Genomic DNA, 17,256 nt, shown 5'->3' on the forward strand with positions numbered 1-17,256 from the left:
CGAATAAGCCCTTTTTTTATATGTTAACAAATTTAAATCCTAAAAAATCTTGCAGGATAAAAAATTCCATCTATATTTGTCTTGTTTTTAACCAGTCTAAATAAAGATAAATTAAAAATGAGCGTCATGCATCGGACGGCAATCCGTGCATGACGCAAAATCTAATATCAGCGGCAACTGATATTAGTTGATCTAAAAAGATCACCTCCCGATACAGTGATATGGAAGGGTAGTGCAATTTAGGAAAAAATTGCATTATCAGTTTAATCTGATTGATTATTCCCTCCCTTCCATAATCTGTTGATGGTATTGTTTTAAAATATCTAATCAACATATTATGAAAAAGTATACGTACTTGATTTTTTTCTTTAGCCTTTCGAGGGCTATGAATGGCATTCATCACGATCCGATGTTGGATGTATACCCTTTTTTACTTGTTGATTATAGTTTTTAAGTGATCGATATTTCGATTACGCGTAGAATGCATTACTAAAATTTAAATTATATCAACAATGAAAAGTCTATTTACTTTATTACTTACGTTACTTTCTGTTCAGTTCGCTTCGGCACATGCACTGTGGATTGAAACGAACTCTACAGGCGTTAAGAATGTCAAACAAGAGGTTAAGATCTTTTATGGCGAATATGCGTCTCAAGAAATTGAACCGATTGACAAATGGTATTCCGATGTTAAAGATTTTAAACTAATCCTTACTACACCATCCCACAAGCAGATTGAAGTACAAAAAATGCTTACAGGAGATCATTTTACCGCTGAATTTACGCCGATAGAGAACGGAATTTATGTTTTATCTATCTACCATGCAGGTAAAGATTTAAGCAAAACAAATCTGTATGCCTTCTCTTCATTGGCTTTTATACAAGTGTCTGGAAATACTTTGCCAACTATTATTAATAATTTCTATGTAAAAGTAAATCCCAAGACATATGATGTGGGAAATACAGTAGAAGCGATTGTTATCAAAGCTGGAAAACCTCTAGCGGATGCCGAAGTATTGGTGATGAGTCAAGAAGGCTGGTCTAAATCTTTTAAAACAGACCCACAAGGAAAAATAAGTTTCACAACGTTGTGGAAAGGCAACTACGTCATTGAAGCATCTTTTGGGGAAAATAAAGAAGGAGAATGGAACGGGAAACCATTTACATACGCCTGGGAAGGCACAACAACATTTTTAATTGTCAACTAATTACATTCTAAGATATATTTATGAAAACCCTTAAAATAAGCATAACTGTATTTTGTTTATTCCTAATTTCTCTAGCAAAAGGCCAACAGCAAGAATACATTCTTCAAGGTATCGTTAAAACAGCTGAGGGAGAAAAAGTATCCAACGCGACCATAATTGTTGGTGACACTAAATCTGTTTCGGATCGAGATGGAAATTACCTGATTAAGCTTAAATCTAGTGATAACAATTTGGAGATTAGAGCAATTGGTTTTAAAACTTTTAATCAAAAAATTACTTTAACGAGCCCCCAAACTCATAAAGATTTAACGTTAGAATACCAAAATAATAGTATTGATGAAGTGGCTGTATTTGGTCGATATTATCAAAACTATAAGTTAGACAGCATTTCTGGCTCATTGCGATTGACAACTCCAATATTGGAATTGCCGCAAAATATTCAGGTGATATCATCGGATTTGATGGCTGATCAACAAGTTTTTGATATTGTTGATGGTGTAACTCGAAATATCAGTGGTGCTACACGTCAAGGGCATTGGGACAATCAATATGCGAATTTGCGTATGCGTGGTTCTAAAATTCCTGCTTTTAGAAATGGAATGAACATAGAGGCCTCTTGGGGACCAACAGCTGAAGACGCTTCTGTCATTGAACGTATAGAGTTTGTCAAAGGTCCAGCAGGTTTTATGCTGGCAAACGGTGAGCCTGGAGGATTTTATAATGTAGTCACTAAGAAACCTTCTGGTCATGATAAAGGTTCTGTAACCTTCAATATGGGAAGTTTTAACACGTACCGTGGGGCGGTAGATTTGGACGGTAAATTGTCATCCAATGGAAAAGTTCTGTATAGATTTAATGCTGCTGCACAGCAGAAAGATTTTCATACCAAATATAATTACAGCAAAAGAGTTTCTATAGCACCTGTAATCACATATGCTATCGATTCTGCTACAAATCTGACATTTGAATATACTTATCAAGGATCAACTTATCTTTCCAATGGTAATTATGTTTTTTCACCAAAAGGATATGCTGATCCCGATATTTCCAATGATTTCTTCTATGGGGATCCATCTTTTGAGCCAAGTCATATCAAAGATCATAGTGCTTATGTGTATCTGGATCACAAACTATCCGATAGATGGAAATTACATGGACAATTAGCTTATTTCAATTTTGAAATGATTGCAAATAGTACTTGGCTTAATTATATGAAAGCAAATGGCGATATGCCAAGATATTATAGTATTGCCGATGAAGCTGGAGAGAATAGATTTGGCCAGTTCTCCCTTACAGGAGAAGAATTTACAGGTAATGTAAGACATAGACTTTTAATAGGTGGAGATTTTGGCAATAAGAAGTTTTGGGGAGATTTCCGAACCTTATTAGATTCTATTCCAACACCGTTTCTGAATGTTTATGATCCAAAATATGGTATTGCAGGAGCTGTATTTCCTACAATTGATCGTTCTAAGAGTTTGAGAACAAGAGCAGGAGGTTCTAATTACGTAAGTTCTGTTCAGTATATGTCGTTTTATGCCCATGACGAGCTAGGTTTTTGGGATGACAAGTTTCGCTTATCTCTAGGTTTAAGATTTACGCAGGCTTCGACTACAGGTCGAACGCAAGGGGCGGATATTTCGGACAAAGTTTGGAGTCCAAGAGTCGGAATCAGCTATTCTATATTAAAATCATTTACCGCTTACTCTTTATTTGACCAATCATTTGTGCCTGTTTCTGGAACAGATTGGGAAGGCAATGCTTTTAAACCTATCCGAGGAAATAACTTAGAAGTAGGACTGAAAAAAGAATGGGCAAATGGAAAATGGGTTTCTTCAATTAGTGCTTATAATATTACAAGAGAAAACTCATTAGTAACTGACCCTGATCCAAACCATGTTGTCAACGGTCAAACTTTTCAAGCGCAATTAGGAGAAACAACATCCAAAGGTATTGAAGTCGATATTACGGGAGAGATTGCTAAAGGTTTGAACATTAATGCAAATTATGCTTTGACAGATTCTAAAATTTCAAAGGCATCGGATGCCTCTACTATTGGTAATATTACTCCGAATACAGCCAAGCATACCGCAAATACATGGGTGACATATAGACTTAGTGAAGGATTCTTTAAAGGTGCTGGAGTAATTGCTAGTGTTCAAACCATGTTTGACCGAGCGGTGGGAAGCACAAAAGAAGCTAATTTCAAGAATTATGTGCGTACGGATGGTGGGATTAGTTATCAACGCGGAAAATATAATCTTTCATTGGTTGTCAATAATTTATTAGACAATAGAAAACTACTTACTGCGGGGTCATTTAGTGCGGCGAGTGCAGCTATCAAAGCAAAAGGAGGAGTTGATTACTATTCCTACATCGTCGAAGCAAGAAGAAATATGCGAATTGGTATTATTTACAAGTTTTAATAAGATGTACAGCATATTATTTTCTATACAAATTTTGGCATGTTTTACTTTCTATGCATCTAGCAAGAAAGTGAAGCATGTCTCGAAGAACACTTGCTTAGAAAAAGTTAAAAATCACTCAAAAACAGCTAGGATTATAAGTTGTTTACTTTTGCTAATTACAGGTGTATTATTATTGAGTGATTTAGGATTAGGGTCATCTTTCTTCGCATTTTTCGCATTTCTCATGATAGCCTTTAGTTTACTGATACTCTTGTATCCCTTTGGTATTGTACAGTGGAAATATATACTCGTGGTTTTTGTGATTAGTTTAAGTGTAGAGTTATTTTTTAATTGATTATGCCCGCAAATAAGAAATATTTAAGTTCTCCTTTTCAACGTTTTCTGAAAATTACAGCTGGATTTATTGGAGGATATGTTGTTATGCTGTCTTTTCATGTATTCTTGACAACTTTTTTTAAAAAGGAATATATTATCATTACGGCAGCATTCTCCGGTTATATCTTGTGGGCGATATTATTGCTTTTGGCATTCCTTTGCAAAAGTGGATGGAAGATATGGGGGATCTATTTGCTATTAGCCCTTTTATTCGCTATTCCCTATTTACTAAATCGTTAAAAACCGATCTCCTATGAATATCAGAAATTATAATATATACTTTAACACACATACGATTAGCGGAATAATAATTTGTGTGTTGTTGTATGTAATCTTTTTTGCGGGTTCTTTTTCCTTCTTTAGGGATGAGATTTCGGCTTGGCAAAAGGGCACATCTTACACGGCTTACAAAATCGATGGTAAAAGTTATGATAAATTGCTTGATTCATTATCTCGTGAAATAAATCTTCAAGGAAGAGATATCGCCTTCTATTTATATCAAGGAGGAGCTCGTTCTTATGTGAATGTGAGTGCATCGGTGGATTCTGTGGTGAATAAGCAAAGCTTAGCAAAATCAAAGTCTGCAGAAAATAAAAAGGCAAAAGGTAGAAGAGGAGGAGGCGATACCAAATATTTCAACTATGACTTTGTGACTAAAGAGACTGGTGAGTACTCAAAAAGTTATGATTTAGCAGAATTTTTGTATCGTTTACACTTCTTAGCACAATTGAACGAAGTGCCTATTAGGGTAGGAATAGCTCCATTTGGATATCTTATTTCAGGAATTACAGCTTTCATCTTCTTGTTTGCTTTGATTACAGGGCTGCTATTGCATTGGGATAAGATTGTTTCTAATTTTTTTATTTTCCGACCTTTCAGCAAATGGAAAACTGTATGGACGGATATGCACACGGCATTAGGCGTGATTGGCTTTCCATTTCAATTTCTGTATGCGGTCACTGGAATTTTTCTAATTATCAATGCTGTATTGGCTCTTCCTTTTGGTAAGTTGTTGTACAATGGCGATACAGACAAAATGTACGAAGATCTCGGCTATTCACGAACACTTAAATATGAGTATACGTATTCACCTTTGCAGCATATACAACCTATAAGTGAATATATCGCTATGGCGAATCAAAAATGGCCTGATGCACATATTCATCGTTTGTTTATCAAAAATTATGGCGATGAAAATATGCATATACTAATGGAATTAGACCCTCGCTTTACGAAAAATTTTTCTGGATCGGGTATATTGAATGTGCGCGCAGTGGATGGGGTGGTTGTGCTCTCCAAATCGCCTGATAGTGACCAAACTTATATTGATACAATTAAAAGTCTAATCTATAGGCTGCATTATGGTGATTATGGAGGTTATCCACTTAAAATAGTTTATTTTCTCCTGGGAATAATGGGCTGTTTAGTGATTGCATCTGGTATTTTGATTTGGTTGGTGGCGCGTGACAAGAATAATGTGCTCCCGCGGAAGCGGAAATTTAATAGTTGGATGGCAAATTTCTTTATGGCAATTTGCTTGTCGATGTTTCCCGTGACAGCCTTTACATTCATCGTGGTCAAATGGTCTGGTCAAGCGGATCAAACATTTATATATCATGTTTTTTTCTGGAGTTGGCTTGGGTTAAGCTGGTTCTATACCTTACGTAAAAGTATTAAACGGACTAATCTTGAAACTCTGTTAATTGGTAGTATTTTGTCCCTTACTTTACCTGTTGTGAATGGCTTTGTTAGTAACAATTGGATTTGGAATACGGTCAATAGTCAATATATCGATATTATGATGGTTGATGCTCTCTGGATTTTGATTGGTGTAGTAGGTCTAATAGCTTATACGCGTAGTCGCGTGTTCTTTAGTCAAAAACCGATGTAAATAATTTTTTCTCTCATCTTTTAATTAAAATATTATGTGTCAATCTGTAAATCTTACAACCAAAGGAAACACCGCGATAAGTTACTGTAGTAAGTGCAAATTTCATTATGTGTGGCAGAAATCTTATGTGTTGACTTTTTCAGCAGTACAGTTTCAATTTTTCTTAGAAGAAATTAGAGCAAAAGTTGGAAATGAGGAGTTTTTGTCTTTTCCAGATGATGAAGAACGTATGTTTTTACCTACTCCTGCTCTTGAAATTCTCTTCACGTTTACAAAGGAAGAATGGTATAATTTCACGTCCGCACTAGAAGAAGCAAATTACATGCGTGAGGTATATCAGCTCCTTCATTAAAATATAAAGTCCTAGTCTTCAAGCTGCATTCTCTCTCAAAATTGGGAAGGCTAGGCACAAATTCAAAACTCCTTTTATTATTGTGATAGAGGGAGTTTTTTGGTGTTAAAACCAAGATATGACGGCCTCTATTTTTTCTTCAATTTCTGAATTATTGCGAGTAAAGCTTTGCGGTTTTTGACATCGTGGTAAAATTTGGGTAAACGCTCCAATAATGTAAAACCAGTTCTGTCTTTATGTTCTCTAAGATCCGCTGCAATATATTGTCCCAAATAATTTAAATGATCCGCGTTGAAGGCTATGAACACATCATTTTTAAAAGGATGTTGCAACCAAAGCTGTGCGCCAAAATAACTGTGCGCGGCTATATTCCAATTTCCATTTATTCCAAATACAGTAACCTCTGTTGGAATTTGCTTATTGAATCCACAAATTTCACAAAATAATATTGCCTTTTTCAACTCATAATCAACTTTAGCAATAGCTTTTTTACCACAAGTAGGGCATACGACCAAAACTTCTGTTTGAAAATCCGAAAGTCTTTTGTTTTGATCGTGAAAACGTGTCGACATATCTCACTATTTTATGCTAAATGTAGCTAACAAACCTTTATGATCCGTAGGCCAAACTCCTTTTGGCAACAAAAATTTATCTTCGCTATCTTTCTCTTGTTTCTGCGCGTATCGTACAGTGGATTCTGGACCTACTATTTTGATGTCTTCAAGTTTTAATTTTTTATTAGTTGATTTGAAGTAAATATAGTCGATACGGTCGCGGTCGTCGGCTTCTGGTGCCCATGCCAACTTACTAGTGGGTACATCTGGATTAAAGCTAGGATAGGTAAATCCAGGATGCGAGAGAGGATTCGGATATTGGATACGGAATGCGTCTTTATACCCTGCGGCATACAACATCACCGAACAATCCCATGGCACTACAGCGCCACGACGATCGTATAAATTCTTATTCGCTTCGATCCAATCCAAATGTGAAGGTTCATTAAAATCTCCTCCAATAATGATGCTGTGTTTTGTTGATTCTTTGGCTGCATCAGCGATTAAATCAGCTATAGCTTCATCGCGTTTGCTTTTTCGGTTAGCTGTTAAAATTTCTTGTGCACCGGTGATGGGATTATCCATCTTTTTCCAAGTTACCCCATCGTAGCCACGTGGAAGGTAACACGCATAGTTTGTATAATCCAAATGCACCGAGTAAAAAATGGCAGGGTGATTGTGAATATTGATTTTGGTTTTTAGAACCTGACCTTGTCGATTTTCTTTGTCGTAAAGGGTGTTTTGTTCAAGGATGGGATACTTAGAAATCGTGGCTACGTCAACCGTTGGTTCGTTCGATATGCCATTGTAAGTATGACCCTTTTCTTTTAAATCTTTTAGAAGCGTGCTGACAAAATCCACACCGCCCTTGTTGTTTACTTCACTTAGCAACACAACATCTGCGTCCTTGTCAATTATTTCGTTCACAATTGCATCATAGCCTTTTGGTACGGAGGTACCTTCGTGCCATATATTAAGCTGAAAAACCTTAAAAGATTTTTGCTGTGCAAAGCAGGTGAAATGTACAGCCCATAGAGTGAAAGTTAAAAGCAAGATTCTTGAAAACATATGACCCAAATAAGTTTTAATCCTTAATCGTAGATTAAAAATAGGAAACTTATTTAGGAATTAAGCGCAGAAATAAACTAAATTCCTGCAGAGTCGAACTGCAAATCGTACAGCTTTTTATAGTGGCCATCCATTGCCAACAATTCTTGGTGAGAACCGATTTCTTTAATTTCTCCTTTTTCCAGCACAATGATTTTATCAGCCTTTTGAATAGTAGAAAGTCTATGTGCAATAACAATAGCCGTTCTCCCTTCCATCAAATTGTCTATAGCAGATTGAATCATTAATTCAGTTTCTGTATCTATTGACGAAGTCGCCTCATCTAAAATCAAAATACGTGGATCGTGCACTAGTGCGCGTATAAAAGAAACCAATTGTGCTTGCCCAGCAGAAAGCGTTGCTCCGCGTTCTTGTACTTTGTAATCTAATCCTCCTGGCAAACGCATAATAAAATCATAAGCGCCTACACGTTTTGCTGCGTCTATAATTTCTTCATCGGTAATGTTTGGGTTTTGAAGCGTGATATTATTTTTAACTGTATCAGAGAACAAGAATACATCTTGCAAAACGGTAGAAATATTCTTGCGCAAGAATGTCAACTCATAATCGCGAATATCTACACCGTCCAATAATATTTGGCCTTTTTGGATTTCGTAAAAACGACTTAGAATATTAATGGTAGAAGATTTTCCTGCTCCTGTAGCTCCAACCAAAGCTAATGTTTCGCCGGGTTGTACTTTGAAGCTAACATCTTTCAATACCCATTTTTCCTCATTATAGGCGAACCAAACATTTTTGAATTCGATCTCGCCACGAATAAGCTCAGGTTTATATGTTCCTGTATTCGGTGTAAATTCATCGGTATCCAACACATCAAAAATACGTTCGGCTGACACCATACCCATTTGCAAAGTATTGAATTTGTCAATAAGCTCACGAATAGGTCGGAAAATCATATTGATATACATCAAAAAAGCCACTACCACCCCTGGGGAAATCACATCGGCTAAGACTTGTTTTGAACCATACCACACCAACAGACCAGTCGCGATGGCAATGATAATCTCCAATACAGGAAAGAAGATAGAAAAATACCAATTGGCACGAACATGGGCATTACGATGCTCTTTGTTGATCGCGTCAAATTTTTGCATTTCCTGTTCTTCACGTGCAAAATATTGAATTATGGCCATTCCCGAAATATGTTCCTGCAGAAAGGTATTCAGGTTAGATACCCAAAGGCGAACATCCTGAAAAGCTGATTTCATGGCTTCCTTAAAGATATACGTTGCCCATAACATTAAAGGCATTGGAACAAGAATAATCAATGTTAGTCGCCAATCGGTGTAAAACATGACACCTAAAATCACGACAAGTTGCAGAAGATCTCCGATAATCTGAATTAAACCCTCGGAGAAAATATTGGCTATAGTCTCTAAATCGGATATCGTTCGGGTGATTAAGCGTCCAATAGGAGTGTTGTCAAAATACTTTAGGCGTAAATTGGTAATATGCTCAAAAACTTGAATACGAATGTCACGGATTACAGATTGCCCTAATGTATTGGTCATCAGCGTGTGGAAGTAACGAACGACAGTCTGCGCAATCAGCAAGACCATCATGACGATCAGCATCGTGTTAAGTCCTTCATATTGACCATTCAAGATATAATTATCAAGAGTATATTCAATCAGCATGGGTAATGCTGGCGCGACTGCAGCCAGTAAGATGGTCAGCACCACAGAAATCCAAAAAATGGTTCTGTAAGGGCGCATATACTTGGCTAGACGACCCAATAATTTGCTGTCGTAGGCTTTACCTGATATTTTATCTTGTTTCAAAATTTACTTTTCTTGAATGTATGGATAAATTACTCGTGTTAAATATAGTCCATGAGCAGGAACTGATACCCCTGCTTTCGAACGATTTTTGCTTTCCAATACTTCCTGAATATACGAAATCGGTTTACCTTTTACGCCAATTTCCAATAAGGTACCCACTATTGCTCGAACCATATTGCGTAAGAACCGATCTGCCGTAATGTGAAAAACAAAGTGATCTCCATTTTGTTCCCAACGCGCTTCCTTGATGGTGCAAATGTTTGTAAACACTTGTGTATTGGATTTGCTAAAACATTCAAAATCTTTTGTTCCTAATAAAAATCTTGCCGCTTCATTCATTTTCTCTATATCTGGAATATCACGTAGCAACCAAGATTTATTGATCAAAAAAGGATTCTTCTTGCTATGAATGTGGTATTCATACGAGCGTTCGCTCGCATCAAAACGTGCATGGGAATCTTCGGCAACTTCAATAATGCGCTTAACGGAGATGTCAAAAGGCAATAATGCATTAATAGCTTGCAGTGCTCGGTAAGGATTATCCACTAAAATTGGATTCGCACTATCAAAATGCACATACAATTGTTTGGAATGTACACCGGTATCAGTACGTCCAGCTCCAATTGTTTCTATTTCTTCGCGCAAAAAAGTGTGTAATGCGTGGTTTAATATTTCTTGTACAGAAATAGCGTTGGGCTGAATTTGCCATCCATGGTAGGCTGTTCCGTCATAGGCAATCTCTAAAAAAAATCTTTTTATGTTATTCACACAACAAAGGTAAAAAAAATAGTACCACTGATGTGATAGAACAAAGTCATATTTCTGTGGTTTATACTATATTTGTAGTATTGTCATAAGATTTAAAAACAGATATGATTCAACGCATTCAAACGATTTGGTTGTTGTTAGCAACAGTAGTGATTTTAGGATTATTTATGTTCCCTTACCTAAACTATACGGATTTAGTGGGATTAGGGAAAAAGTTATTTGTGACTGGCGAATATTCTGCCGTAAATAATGAATCGGTAAAACAAAGTAGTTTTATTTTACAAACAATTGCGACCATAGTAGTTGCTTTAGTGCCATTGATTACTATTTTTCAATTCAAAAATAGAAAGCTTCAGATTAAATTAATCTATGTATCTATTGCTTTAATTGCACTTTTAGGGGTTTGGATGTACTTCTCGTCCGTTGCTACTTTGGATTTAATATCTCAAAGTTTCGGTGCGAATAATATAGGTGTAGGATTTTTCTTGTTGCCCGTTTCGATCATCTTTTTAGCTATGGCTATTGGTGGTATTCGCAAGGATGAAAAATTAATCAAGTCTGCAGATAGATTACGTTAATTTCAGATGAAAAGAGTCTTTTTATCATTTTTATTTGTGGTGCTGGCTTGTGATGTTGTCTTTTCTCAGGAGAAGCCAGAAAGAAATTCTGTAGATATCAACGAAATAGAGGTTTGGACAAAGAATGTACAGCTTTCGACTAAAGGTGATACAGCAACAGTGGAGCTGTATCTTCAATCTTACTTGAAGAACCCTCGTGAATTCAAACTAAATACTTTTTCTACTGGTTTGGTAAATGGAAGTGAGAAGCCTCTTTGGTATCATTCCATGCAAATGGGAAAAGTGCGAGTACATATTGATGATCGTCAGAACTACTTGCATTATCTGCTTACTCGAAATGAACCTGTTGTGCTAACCATAAAAACAGGAGGCTGGAAGAAGCAATGGGGAAAACCGAAGCAATTAAAATTGGCGATTGAAGATTTCGAAGAACAAGGAAAAATTTTAGAATATACAATCGATTTATAACAAAAATGCCTCGAGATTATCGAGGCATTTTTGTTTTATCTTGAATAACGGAATTGCTGTTTGTCCATCAATGCCATTTGATCTTTCATCATTTTGATTTGATCCGCTAGCAATTTGTTTTTGTCCGCACGTTTAGCTTCTTGTAAGTATTTCTCAGCTTCACGTTTATTTCGTTTTGCCATCATTACACCTGCTAAGCTCAATTTGGCTAAAGCTACATTATGATCCATATGAAGTCCTAACGAAAGTGCTTTCTTAAAGAATTTCTCCGATTGCAAAGGTGCCCGTTGAGATTCCAAAAGACCTAATAGCAAATGATAATATCCATGTTGAGCAGGAATAAGTTGTTTCTCGTAATTGGTGATTTTGCCTAACCATTTCTCCGCATTAGCAACATCTTGCTTGCGGAAAAACCATTGTGCAAGAAGCATATATTCGTGAAAGAAAACTGTCACCCATGCTAAAATAGTAACCAAAATACCTAAAATACCCCAGCCCCAAAATCCAAACCAAAATAATACTACTGTACCTACTAGAAGTAAACAGCTAATAATAATACGCACTAAATTTGACATCTCTTCTTGTTGTAGTTTCTAAAACGCAAATATCCATTAATTTAAGTAGTTATCCAAACTTGTTGTTATGTTTAGGTGCGAAAAAATGTACTTTTGTTGTATGGAAAAATTGTACGACGAAAGTTGGGCTCCCATTTTAAAGCCTTTAATGCAACAGGATTATATGAAGAAATTATCTGCCTTTGTACAGCAGGAAAGACAACAATATGAGATTTATCCACCTAAAGATTTGGTCTTTAATGCCTTTCGACTTACACCGTTGCAGGATGTGAAAGTTGTGATTTTAGGTCAAGATCCGTATCATAATGTGGGTCAGGCTCATGGGCTTTCGTTCTCGGTTCCATCAGGAATAGCTTTTCCTCCTTCCTTGAAAAATATTTTTGCAGAACTAACAGCTGATATAGATGGCTTTCAGATTCCAAATTCTGGAGATTTAACCAAGTGGGCTAAGCAAGGTGTATTATTGCTCAATGCTACGCTGACCGTGCGTGCTCACCAAGCTGCTTCTCATCAAAAGCAAGGTTGGGAAACTTTTACAGATCAGGTAATTGAAAAAATTTCTTTCGAATTGGAAAATGTCGTTTTCTTGCTGTGGGGATCGTATGCACAGAAGAAATCGGCTCTTGTCGATAACAAAAAACATTTAATCCTAAAAGCAGTGCATCCTTCACCCTTGTCGGTATATCGTGGTTTCTTTGGTTCAAAACATTTTTCTCAGGCGAATGCTTATTTATCTGCAAATTGTAGGCAACCAATAGATTGGAAATTGTAAGGCAATATACAACGCCAATTCGAGTGAATGAACTATAGTCCTAAAAATCTAGAATTTTAATGCTTGGATTTCTTCCTGTAGGTAGAATTGACGGAAAAGTTTTATGCGTAACGCTCTTTTATATTTTCGAAATCGTATTTATCATTTTCCAATCTTTCGATGTGGTTGATACGGATCTTTCTGCCGTTTTGTTCGATATGCGTTACTAATAGATGGCTGTCGTAAGTAATCTTGTAAGGATATTGTAAGTCTACAATTTCAGTCGCTTCTCCACGAACGACATATTCTAATTTTCCAGCGGAGGTAAAACGCTTTACAATAAATTCGTTTATGATTTCGGTTGGCGTAACCGTAAACCAAGCTCCATCACCGACACCACCCAAATACATAGCATCTTTCGGAAGGGTAATAGGCTTTGATCTATAACTCATTCCGCCAATTATCAAATCATTAGGAAACAAAGCCGATTTCCGATGGGAAATATTGTCTCCTAATTGTTTTACCAAAAACCAAAAGGACTGAAATCTATTCATCTTAAAACTCTTAATGCCTTCATCAGGAGTGTAAGAATAAATGATTCGATCTTCAACTGCGTTTATCAAGTTACTAACGGGGCTACTTTTAATGGTCTCAGGAAGATTTAGATAATGCCAAAAATGATATTTAGGCGAAGATTTCATGAGCATTCGTGTAATAAAACGCGAACAATTGTTATTGTTTTTAGCTACTGCTCCATAAGGATAGGTGCCTTGCAACACACATTCATCACCGTAAGCTTTGGCTTTTTCGAAATTTATGCCTTTTACGATAGAATAAAACAATTTGCCATCACCGTACATTGCTGGTTTTAGCTCTTCGAAATGACAAATTATTTCTTCAATATTAGTGATGTTATTATCTTGAATATGAGCAGTCAATGCAATCTCCAATAATGGGTCCGAAAATTTGGAACGAGCTCTTCCATAGCCTCTAGGAGCAATATAACGACCAAAATCGTAAAATAGCATTTCTCCGTTTTGAGAATTTATAATGACGATACCGGTGTGTCCTACTTTGAAATTTAGATTCTTGACCAAGCCTATCTTTTTGAAAAACATCATCCATTTTTCATCGCCGCGAATGGTAGCATCTGGCCACGTCAAGATAATTGCAAAGTCTCGATAATCAGTATTCATCTAATATTCTAACGGTACTATTGGTTCTTTTTTCGAAGTGGACATAATCATCATCGTTTGGAAAGTCTTTACAAAAGGAATTTTTGAAATCTTCTCCATGATTACTGCCTCATACGCTTTGATATCTTTAACGTATACTTTGAGAATAAAGTCACAATTACCAGTCACATGGTGACACTCTGTTACTTCTGGAATCGCTTTTACAGCCTCCACGAATTCTGGAATCGCGTTATGCGTATGGAAGTCCAATGAAATCTGGATGAAGGATTTTATTCCTAAACCTAATTTTTCCTCATCCACAAAAGCATGGTAACTTTTGATAAAACCTGAGTTTTCTAACTTGCGCACACGCTCCAATGTAGGGGCGGGTGAAAGACCGATGTTTGTAGCAAGCTGCAAATTCGTGATACGTCCATTTTCTTGTAATAGGCGCAATATCTTTAAGTCAAGTTTGTCAAGTTGGTAGGACATGGTATATCTTTCTTCGAAATGTAAATATAAAAAATAAAGTACAATAATATATCTTTTTGGGCAACAATAATAACTGTATAATCCGCTGTTTGAAAAATTTTGTTAGGAAAGAGAAGTTTATCTTTTCTTATAGAGAGGAAGAAACCACAAATCTACAATGCTATTGAAAATAAATCTAAACGCCTTTATTATAGTTAAAATTTATTTATAAATCATTTATGTATAGTTTTTGTTGATAGTTAATCATTTTTTTGTCAAAAAAAAGGGGGAAAATCGTCTTGAACACAGAAAGAAGTGACTTTTGTCATAAAATTGCTCAAATTATGCCTTTAGGATGGCAAAAGATACTATATTATTGGTATTTATATCGTAACTTTGTAGTCCCAAAAAGGTCAGCTATAATGGTTTGACTTGTAAAAAGGGAAGCATTAAATATGAGTACCAAAGACGACGAATTACTGAAAGAGCTGGAGCAAGAAGAATATAAATACGGTTTTACGACTGATATTGAGATGGATATTGCTCCCAAAGGATTGAACGAAGACACAATTCGCCTAATATCTGCTAAAAAAAATGAGCCAGAATGGTTGTTGGAATGGAGATTAAAAGCTTTCCGTCACTTCCTTTCTATGGATATGCCGAAATGGCAAAACTTTGATAATCCTGAAGTGGATTTTCAAGATTTATCATACTATGCTGCACCAAAACCTAAAAAGCAATTGGAAAGCATGGATGAAGTAGATCCAGAATTATTGGCAACATTTGAGAAGTTGGGTATTCCATTAGATGAACAAAAAATCTTAGCTGGAGTAGTAGCGGTGGATGCGGTGTTTGACTCAGTGTCTGTAAAAACTACTTTCCGTGAGAAATTAAAAGAGAAAGGTGTTATTTTCTGTTCATTCGGTGAGGCAGTACAAGAGCATCCTGAATTGGTAAGAGAATATTTAGGTTCTGTGGTTCCGCAAACGGATAATATCTATGCGGCATTGAACTCTGCAGTGTTCTCGGATGGTTCATTCGTATATATTCCAAAAGGCGTACACTGTCCTATGGAATTGTCTACATACTTCCGTATCAATGCACAAAATACAGGTCAGTTTGAACGTACATTGATTATCGCAGACGAAGGTTCTTACGTTTCTTACTTAGAGGGATGTACAGCGCCTATGCGTGATGAAAATCAATTGCATGCTGCGGTTGTAGAATTAGTGGCACAAAAAGATGCTGAAATCAAATATTCTACTGTTCAAAACTGGTATCCTGGAGACAAAGATGGTAAAGGTGGTATCTACAACTTCGTAACGAAACGTGGTATCTGTAAAGGTGATAACTCTAAAATCTCTTGGACACAGGTAGAAACTGGTTCAGCGATTACTTGGAAATATCCTGGTGTGATCTTGAAAGGTGACAACTCTGTTGGGGAGTTCTATTCTGTAGCAATGACGCGTAACAAACAGTTGGCGGATACTGGTACGAAAATGGTGCATCTAGGTAAAAACACAAAATCTAAGATTGTTTCCAAAGGTATTTCTGCTGGAAATAGTCACAATAGTTACAGAGGTTTAGTGAAAATTGGCCCTAATGCGGACAACTCACGTAACTTCACACAATGTGACTCTTTACTAATTGGTGACCGTTGTGGAGCTCACACATTCCCATATATAGAGAACAAAAATAAAACAGCAAAATTAGAGCACGAAGCTACTACGTCGAAAATCGGTGAAGATCAAGTATTTTACTTGAATCAACGTGGTATCGATTCAGAAAAAGCTGTAGGGTTAATCGTTAATGGTTACGCGAAAGAGGTGCTTAACCAATTGCCAATGGAATTCGCTGTTGAAGCTCAAAAATTATTGGCAATCTCGTTAGAAGGATCAGTAGGATAGGAGAATTTGAAAATTAGATAATTTGAAAATGTGAGCAGGATAGAATCTCAATACTCACATCTCAATACTCAATACTAAAAAAGAAATGTTATCAATAAAGAATTTGCAAGCGTCTGTTGAAGACAAACAAATATTAAAAGGATTAAACTTAGAGGTTAAAGCGGGTGAAGTGCACGCGATTATGGGACCTAATGGTGCGGGTAAAAGTACCTTAGGTAACGTGTTAGCAGGTCGTGATTCTTACGAAGTGACTGGTGGTGAAGTGACATTGGATGGTGTAGATTTATTGGATTTATCTCCAGAAGATCGTGCACGTGAAGGTTTGTTTTTAGCTTTCCAATACCCAGTAGAAATTCCAGGTGTGTCAAACATCAATTTCTTGAAAACTGCAGTAGGTGATATCCGTGAATATAAAGGTCTTCCTCCATTAGAAGCAAAAGAATTCTTAGCCATGGTAAAAGAGAAACAAAAATTAGTAGAATTCTCTGCTAATTTGGCTAATCGTTCATTAAACGAAGGTTTCTCCGGTGGTGAGAAAAAACGTAACGAAATCTTCCAATTGGCGATGTTGAATCCGAAGTTAGCTATTTTGGATGAGACTGACTCTGGTTTGGATATCGATGCATTGCGTATCGTAGCAAATGGTGTGAACCAATTGCGTTCGAAAGATAATGCTTTTGTAGTAATCACCCACTACCAACGTTTATTGGATTATATCGTTCCTGACTTCGTACACGTATTGCACAATGGTCGTATTGTAAAAACAGGACCAAAAGAATTGGCGCTTGAGTTAGAAGAAAAAGGATACGATTGGTTGAAAGACTTAGATACGCAAAATGCCTAAT

Annotated in this window: 17 protein-coding genes; 10 read left to right on the forward strand and 7 right to left on the reverse strand. The window is 36.5% G+C overall.

Translation table 11 applies throughout. The features are described 5' to 3' along the window. Nucleotides 1-512: 512 nt before the first annotated feature. The 5 genes from G5B32_RS10665 to G5B32_RS10685 all read left to right on the forward strand — a co-directional run bounded on the left by G5B32_RS10665 (nt 513) and on the right by G5B32_RS10685 (nt 6,255). Complete coding sequence (locus tag G5B32_RS10665; protein WP_165291528.1) at nt 513-1,208, forward strand: DUF4198 domain-containing protein; 696 nt, start codon at nt 513-515, stop codon at nt 1,206-1,208. A gap of 20 nt (nt 1,209-1,228) precedes the next feature. Next, nucleotides 1,229-3,634 (forward strand): TonB-dependent siderophore receptor, encoded by a 2,406-nt coding sequence (locus G5B32_RS10670; RefSeq protein ID WP_165291529.1) that lies wholly within the window; start codon nt 1,229-1,231, stop codon nt 3,632-3,634. Between the two features lie 339 nt (nt 3,635-3,973). Beyond that, a complete protein-coding gene (locus G5B32_RS10675; RefSeq protein ID WP_165291530.1) occupies nt 3,974-4,252 on the forward strand; it encodes a hypothetical protein in 279 nt (92 codons plus the stop codon). A 13-nt stretch (nt 4,253-4,265) separates the two neighbouring features. Then, the gene (locus tag G5B32_RS10680; protein WP_165291531.1) at nt 4,266-5,903 is read left to right on the forward strand and encodes a PepSY-associated TM helix domain-containing protein; all 1,638 of its coding nucleotides are present in this window, start codon (nt 4,266-4,268) and stop codon (nt 5,901-5,903) included. A gap of 109 nt (nt 5,904-6,012) precedes the next feature. After that, nucleotides 6,013-6,255 (forward strand): hypothetical protein, encoded by a 243-nt coding sequence (locus G5B32_RS10685; RefSeq protein WP_165291532.1) that lies wholly within the window; start codon nt 6,013-6,015, stop codon nt 6,253-6,255. Between the two features lie 128 nt (nt 6,256-6,383). Here G5B32_RS10685 and G5B32_RS10690 read toward each other — a convergent pair whose 3' ends face one another. From G5B32_RS10690 to truA, 4 genes are all read right to left on the reverse strand, one after another. Then, entirely contained in the window at nt 6,384-6,827 is a 444-nt protein-coding gene (locus tag G5B32_RS10690; RefSeq protein WP_165291533.1) for a hypothetical protein, read from the reverse strand. Between the two features lie 6 nt (nt 6,828-6,833). After that, the gene (locus tag G5B32_RS10695) at nt 6,834-7,877 is read right to left on the reverse strand and encodes an endonuclease/exonuclease/phosphatase family protein (RefSeq protein WP_165291534.1); all 1,044 of its coding nucleotides are present in this window, start codon (nt 7,875-7,877) and stop codon (nt 6,834-6,836) included. A 77-nt stretch (nt 7,878-7,954) separates the two neighbouring features. Next, nucleotides 7,955-9,652, reverse strand: coding sequence for an ABC transporter ATP-binding protein (locus G5B32_RS10700; RefSeq protein WP_394354878.1), 1,698 nt, complete (start codon nt 9,650-9,652; stop codon nt 7,955-7,957). 69 nt (nt 9,653-9,721) lie between these two features. Further along, nucleotides 9,722-10,486, reverse strand: coding sequence for a tRNA pseudouridine(38-40) synthase TruA (truA, locus tag G5B32_RS10705; protein WP_165291536.1), 765 nt, complete (start codon nt 10,484-10,486; stop codon nt 9,722-9,724). 104 nt (nt 10,487-10,590) lie between these two features. Between truA and G5B32_RS10710 the strand changes: the two genes are divergently transcribed. Both G5B32_RS10710 and G5B32_RS10715 read left to right on the forward strand, forming a co-directional pair. Continuing rightward, nucleotides 10,591-11,064, forward strand: a complete 474-nt coding sequence (locus tag G5B32_RS10710) for a DUF4293 domain-containing protein (protein WP_165291537.1) — start codon at nt 10,591-10,593, stop codon at nt 11,062-11,064. Between the two features lie 6 nt (nt 11,065-11,070). Then, on the forward strand, nt 11,071-11,532 hold the full coding sequence (locus G5B32_RS10715) for a hypothetical protein (RefSeq protein WP_165291538.1): 462 nt from the start codon (nt 11,071-11,073) through the stop codon (nt 11,530-11,532). A 35-nt stretch (nt 11,533-11,567) separates the two neighbouring features. Here G5B32_RS10715 and G5B32_RS10720 read toward each other — a convergent pair whose 3' ends face one another. Next, complete coding sequence (locus G5B32_RS10720; RefSeq protein ID WP_165291539.1) at nt 11,568-12,107, reverse strand: DUF2892 domain-containing protein; 540 nt, start codon at nt 12,105-12,107, stop codon at nt 11,568-11,570. Nucleotides 12,108-12,207: 100 nt separating this feature from the next. Between G5B32_RS10720 and ung the strand changes: the two genes are divergently transcribed. Beyond that, a complete protein-coding gene (ung, locus tag G5B32_RS10725) occupies nt 12,208-12,879 on the forward strand; it encodes a uracil-DNA glycosylase (RefSeq protein WP_165291540.1) in 672 nt (223 codons plus the stop codon). Between the two features lie 101 nt (nt 12,880-12,980). Here ung and G5B32_RS10730 read toward each other — a convergent pair whose 3' ends face one another. Both G5B32_RS10730 and G5B32_RS10735 read right to left on the reverse strand, forming a co-directional pair. After that, nucleotides 12,981-14,054, reverse strand: a complete 1,074-nt coding sequence (locus G5B32_RS10730) for a DUF6695 family protein (protein WP_165291541.1) — start codon at nt 14,052-14,054, stop codon at nt 12,981-12,983. Next, entirely contained in the window at nt 14,055-14,525 is a 471-nt protein-coding gene (locus G5B32_RS10735; RefSeq protein ID WP_132777368.1) for an Lrp/AsnC family transcriptional regulator, read from the reverse strand. It lies immediately after the preceding gene. Between the two features lie 434 nt (nt 14,526-14,959). Between G5B32_RS10735 and sufB the strand changes: the two genes are divergently transcribed. Continuing rightward, the gene (sufB, locus tag G5B32_RS10740; protein WP_165291542.1) at nt 14,960-16,411 is read left to right on the forward strand and encodes a Fe-S cluster assembly protein SufB; all 1,452 of its coding nucleotides are present in this window, start codon (nt 14,960-14,962) and stop codon (nt 16,409-16,411) included. An 85-nt stretch (nt 16,412-16,496) separates the two neighbouring features. Beyond that, a complete protein-coding gene (gene sufC / locus G5B32_RS10745) occupies nt 16,497-17,255 on the forward strand; it encodes a Fe-S cluster assembly ATPase SufC (protein ID WP_165291543.1) in 759 nt (252 codons plus the stop codon). Nucleotide 17,256 lies beyond the last annotated feature (1 nt).

Origin of the sequence: Sphingobacterium sp. SGL-16, from assembly GCF_011043515.1 — a bacterium.
In the GTDB taxonomy this organism is placed as follows: domain Bacteria; phylum Bacteroidota; class Bacteroidia; order Sphingobacteriales; family Sphingobacteriaceae; genus Sphingobacterium; species Sphingobacterium litopenaei.

Bases quoted from the DNA above. Each gene is read 5' to 3' on its own strand.
- sufC (WP_165291543.1), top strand. From the start codon at position 16,497: ATGTTATCAATAAAGAATTTGCAAGCGTCTGTTGAAGACAAACAAATA.
- G5B32_RS10675 (WP_165291530.1), top strand. From the start codon at position 3,974: ATGCCCGCAAATAAGAAATATTTAAGTTCTCCTTTTCAACGTTTTCTG.
- G5B32_RS10730 (WP_165291541.1), bottom strand. From the start codon at position 14,054: ATGAATACTGATTATCGAGACTTTGCAATTATCTTGACGTGGCCAGAT.
- sufB (WP_165291542.1), top strand. From the start codon at position 14,960: ATGAGTACCAAAGACGACGAATTACTGAAAGAGCTGGAGCAAGAAGAA.
- G5B32_RS10670 (WP_165291529.1), top strand. From the start codon at position 1,229: ATGAAAACCCTTAAAATAAGCATAACTGTATTTTGTTTATTCCTAATT.
- G5B32_RS10695 (WP_165291534.1), bottom strand. From the start codon at position 7,877: ATGTTTTCAAGAATCTTGCTTTTAACTTTCACTCTATGGGCTGTACAT.
- G5B32_RS10715 (WP_165291538.1), top strand. From the start codon at position 11,071: ATGAAAAGAGTCTTTTTATCATTTTTATTTGTGGTGCTGGCTTGTGAT.
- G5B32_RS10735 (WP_132777368.1), bottom strand. From the start codon at position 14,525: ATGTCCTACCAACTTGACAAACTTGACTTAAAGATATTGCGCCTATTA.
- G5B32_RS10665 (WP_165291528.1), top strand. From the start codon at position 513: ATGAAAAGTCTATTTACTTTATTACTTACGTTACTTTCTGTTCAGTTC.
- G5B32_RS10720 (WP_165291539.1), bottom strand. From the start codon at position 12,107: ATGTCAAATTTAGTGCGTATTATTATTAGCTGTTTACTTCTAGTAGGT.
- G5B32_RS10680 (WP_165291531.1), top strand. From the start codon at position 4,266: ATGAATATCAGAAATTATAATATATACTTTAACACACATACGATTAGC.
- G5B32_RS10700 (WP_394354878.1), bottom strand. From the start codon at position 9,652: ATGCGCCCTTACAGAACCATTTTTTGGATTTCTGTGGTGCTGACCATC.
- G5B32_RS10690 (WP_165291533.1), bottom strand. From the start codon at position 6,827: ATGTCGACACGTTTTCACGATCAAAACAAAAGACTTTCGGATTTTCAA.
- ung (WP_165291540.1), top strand. From the start codon at position 12,208: ATGGAAAAATTGTACGACGAAAGTTGGGCTCCCATTTTAAAGCCTTTA.
- G5B32_RS10710 (WP_165291537.1), top strand. From the start codon at position 10,591: ATGATTCAACGCATTCAAACGATTTGGTTGTTGTTAGCAACAGTAGTG.